Here is a 3,493-nt window from a genome sequence, read left to right as displayed (position 1 = left end):
GGGCCCTCGCATGCGAGGGCCCCGACGCTTTCACCGGTTGCCTTCGAGTGCACTCCAGGTGGAAGGGTGAGCAAATGATGTCGACACGAATTCTGGGACGAAGTGGGATCGAGGTCAGCGCGCTCGGCATGGGCTGCTGGGCGATCGGCGGTCCGTTCTGGTCCGGTGACCAGCCGCTGGGCTGGGGAGAGGTCGACGACGAGGAGTCGGTGCGCGCCGTGCGCCGCGCGCTCGACCTGGGCGTCACCTTCTTCGACACCGCCAACGTGTACGGGTGCGGGCACAGCGAGCGGGTACTCGGCCGGGCGCTGGGGGCCGACCGGGACCGGGCGGTCATCGCCACCAAGTGGGGCAACCTGTTCGACGAGCAGACCCGGCAGAAGGGCGGCAGGGACACCACGCCGGCCGGGGTGCGCACCGCGCTGGAGGCATCCCTGCGCCGGCTCGGTACCGACTACATCGACCTGTACCAGCTGCACGTCGGCGACCTGCCGGTGCCGGCCGCGCTGGATCTGGTCCCGGCGCTCGACGAGGCGGTCAAGGCCGGTTCGATCCGCGGGTACGCGTGGAGCACCGACGACTCGGAGCGCGTCGCGGCGTTCGCCGAGGCCAGCGTCTCGGTGACCGCGGTACAGCACGACTTCTCGGTGCTGAACGACGATCAGCCGATGCTCGACGTGTGCGACCGGTTCGACCTGGCCAGCGTCAACCGTGGCCCGCTGGCGATGGGCCTGCTGACCGGCAAGTACACGGCGGACTCGCGGCTGGGCGGCGACGACGTGCGCGGCATCGCGCCGGAGTGGATGCGCTACTTCGTCGATGGCAGGCCGGCGCCGGAGTGGCTGGCCCGGGTGGACGCGGTCCGGGAGATCCTCACGAGCGACGGCCGCACGCTGGTCCAGGGCGCGCTGGGCTGGCTGTGGGCGCGTAGCCCCCGGACGGTACCGATCCCGGGCTGCCGCACCGTCGCGCAGGTGGAGGAGAACGCCGGCGCGCTGGAGCGCGGACCGCTGACGGCCGAGCAGGTCGCGCAGATCGCGAGCCTGCTCGGCCGCTGAGCCACTACTGCCAAGCCGGGAGCATGCCGCCGCTCAGCCGTGAGCGGCGGCATGCTCCTTCTTGACCTGGTCGGCCAGGTGCGCGGGCATCGGGTCGTAGCGGGCGAAGGAACGCCGGAAGGTACCGGTACCCGAGGTCATGGCGCGCAGCTCCACCGCGTACCGGACCAGCTCGGTGGCCGGTACCTCGGCGTGTACCAGGGTCTTCTCCCCGCCGTTCTCGTCAGGTTCGGTACCCAGCACCCGGCCCCGCCGTCCGGACAGGTCGCTCATCACCGCGCCGACGAACCCGTCCGGTACCCGGATGAAGATCTCATCCACCGGTTCGAGCAGCGTCACCTGTCCCTTGTCGGCGGCCTCCTTCAGGGCCAGGCTGCCGGCGGTCTGGAACGCGGCGTCGGAGGAGTCCACCGAGTGGGCCTTGCCGTCGAAGAGGGTCACCCGCAGGTCGACCACCGGATACCCGGCGGCGATCCCGCGTTCCATCTGCGCCCGCACCCCCTTTTCCACGCTCGGTATGTAGTTGTGGGGTACGGAGCCGCCGACCACCTTGTCGACGAACTCGAAGCCGGTGCCGCGGGGCAGCGGCTGCACCTCGATGTCGCAGACCGCGTACTGACCGTGCCCGCCGGACTGCTTCACGTGCCGGCCGTGCCCCTTCGACGAGGCGCCGAACGTCTCGCGCAACGCCACCTTGACCGGCTCGGTGTCCAGCTCCACTCCGCCGGACCGCAGCCGGTCGAGCACCACGTCGGCGTGCGCCTCGCCCATGCACCACAGCACCAGCTGGTGGGTCTCCGGGTTGCGTTCCCGCCGCAGCGTCGGGTCGCCCGCGACGAGCCGGCCCAGGTTCTTGGCCAGCGAGTCCTCGTCGGACCGGGTCTTCGCGACGATGGCCACCGGCAGCAGCGGCTCGGGCATCTCCCACGGCTCGATCAGCACCGGGTCGTCCTTGTCGGAGATGGTGTCGCCGGTCTCCGCGGTGGTGGACTTGGTGATCGCGCAGATGTCGCCGGCCACGCAGTAGGGCACCTCGCGCACCTGCGCGCCCAGCGGCGAGTAGATGTGCGTCACCCGCTCGTCGGCGTCGTGGTCCGCGTGACCGCGCTCCTCCATGCCGTGACCGGAGATGTGTACCGCACTCTCCGGACGCAGCGTGCCGGAAAAGACCCGGACCAGTGACACCCGGCCGACGTACGGGTCGACGGTCGTCTTGACCACCTCGGCGACCAGCGGGCCGTTCGCGTCACAGGTCAGCGGATCGCGGGGCTCGCCATGCAGGCCGGCGACGGCCGGCAGCGTGTGCTCCGGCGGGGACGGGAACGCGCTGGTCAGGATCTCCAGCAGGGCGTCGAGACCGACCCCGGTCTCGGCGCAGACCGGGACGACCGGGTAGAAGGTCGCGTGCGCGACCGCCTTCTCCAGGTCCTCGACGATCACCGAGGACTCGATGTCCTCGCCGCCGAGGTAGCGCTCCATGAGGGTCTCGTCCTCGCTTTCCGCGATGATCCCCTCCAGGAGTTCGCCCCGGGCATCCTCGATGGCCGGCAGGTGCTCGGCGTCGGGCTCGCGGACCTGCGGCGGGTACCCGTCGCTGTAGTCGAACACGCGCTGCGAGATCAGCCCGATCAGGCCGACCACCGATACCCCGTCGTCGCCGTGCAGCGGCAGGTACAGCGGCAGTACGTTGTCGCCGAACACCCGCCGGCACAGCGCCACCGTCTCCTCGAAGTCGGCCCGCTGGTGATCCAGCCGGGTCACCGCGACGGCCCGGGGCATGCCGACCGCCGCGCACTCCTCCCACAGGGCTCCCGTCGCCGCGTCCATGCCGTCGACGGCCGACACGACGAACAGCGCCGCGTCCGCGGCCCGCAGTCCGGCGCGCAGTTCGCCCACGAAGTCGGCGTAGCCCGGGGTGTCCAGCAGGTTGACCTTGATGTCGTTGTGAAGCAGCGACGCGCAGGACAGGCTCACCGAGCGCTGCTGGCGTACCGCCGCCGGATCGTGGTCGCTGATCGTGGTGCCCTCGGTGACCGAACCCGCCCGGCCGATCGTTCCGGTCGCCGCGAGCAGCGCCTCCACCAGAGTCGTCTTACCCGCGCCGGAGTGTCCGACGAGCACCACGTTGCGTACCCTGCCGGGCTCGTCCACCACCGGCGCTGGGCCGGTGACTCCCTTCTCCTGGGCCTTCTGCGCCATCGGCGCACCTCCCTCGGTCTGGGTCTCCGAGCGCCGTTGGTTGGCGCTCTTGAACGCCGGGTTACCTCTTGGTTGCGATTCCACTCCGGTGGAGGGCGTGGCACAACCCCGACGCACACACCCATGAGGGACTCTTCGCCGGCCCGACCGGGAAACAGTGAACCAGCCGGCCCCACGGGCCGATATACGAGGGGTCGCGGCCACGATCAACGCCCAGCCGGGCACGGATGGGACCG

At 70.9% G+C, this 3,493-nt stretch carries 2 protein-coding genes; one reads left to right on the top strand and one right to left on the bottom strand.

From position 1 onward, the window contains the following. Positions 1 to 74: 74 nt before the first annotated feature. Positions 75 to 1,058 carry an aldo/keto reductase gene (locus Raf01_RS27580; RefSeq protein WP_203920945.1) on the top strand — a complete coding sequence of 328 codons (984 nt, stop codon included), beginning with the start codon at positions 75 to 77 and terminating at the stop codon, positions 1,056 to 1,058. A gap of 33 nt (positions 1,059 to 1,091) precedes the next feature. On the opposite strand, the gene Raf01_RS27575 is transcribed toward Raf01_RS27580, so the two are convergent. Continuing rightward, on the bottom strand, positions 1,092 to 3,257 hold the full coding sequence (locus Raf01_RS27575; RefSeq protein WP_203920944.1) for an elongation factor G-like protein EF-G2: 2,166 nt from the start codon (positions 3,255 to 3,257) through the stop codon (positions 1,092 to 1,094). Positions 3,258 to 3,493 lie beyond the last annotated feature (236 nt).

The sequence above is a fragment of the Rugosimonospora africana genome (assembly GCF_016862975.1).
Taxonomy (GTDB): domain Bacteria; phylum Actinomycetota; class Actinomycetes; order Mycobacteriales; family Micromonosporaceae; genus Rugosimonospora; species Rugosimonospora africana.
This window is presented reverse-complemented; position numbering and strand designations above follow the sequence as displayed.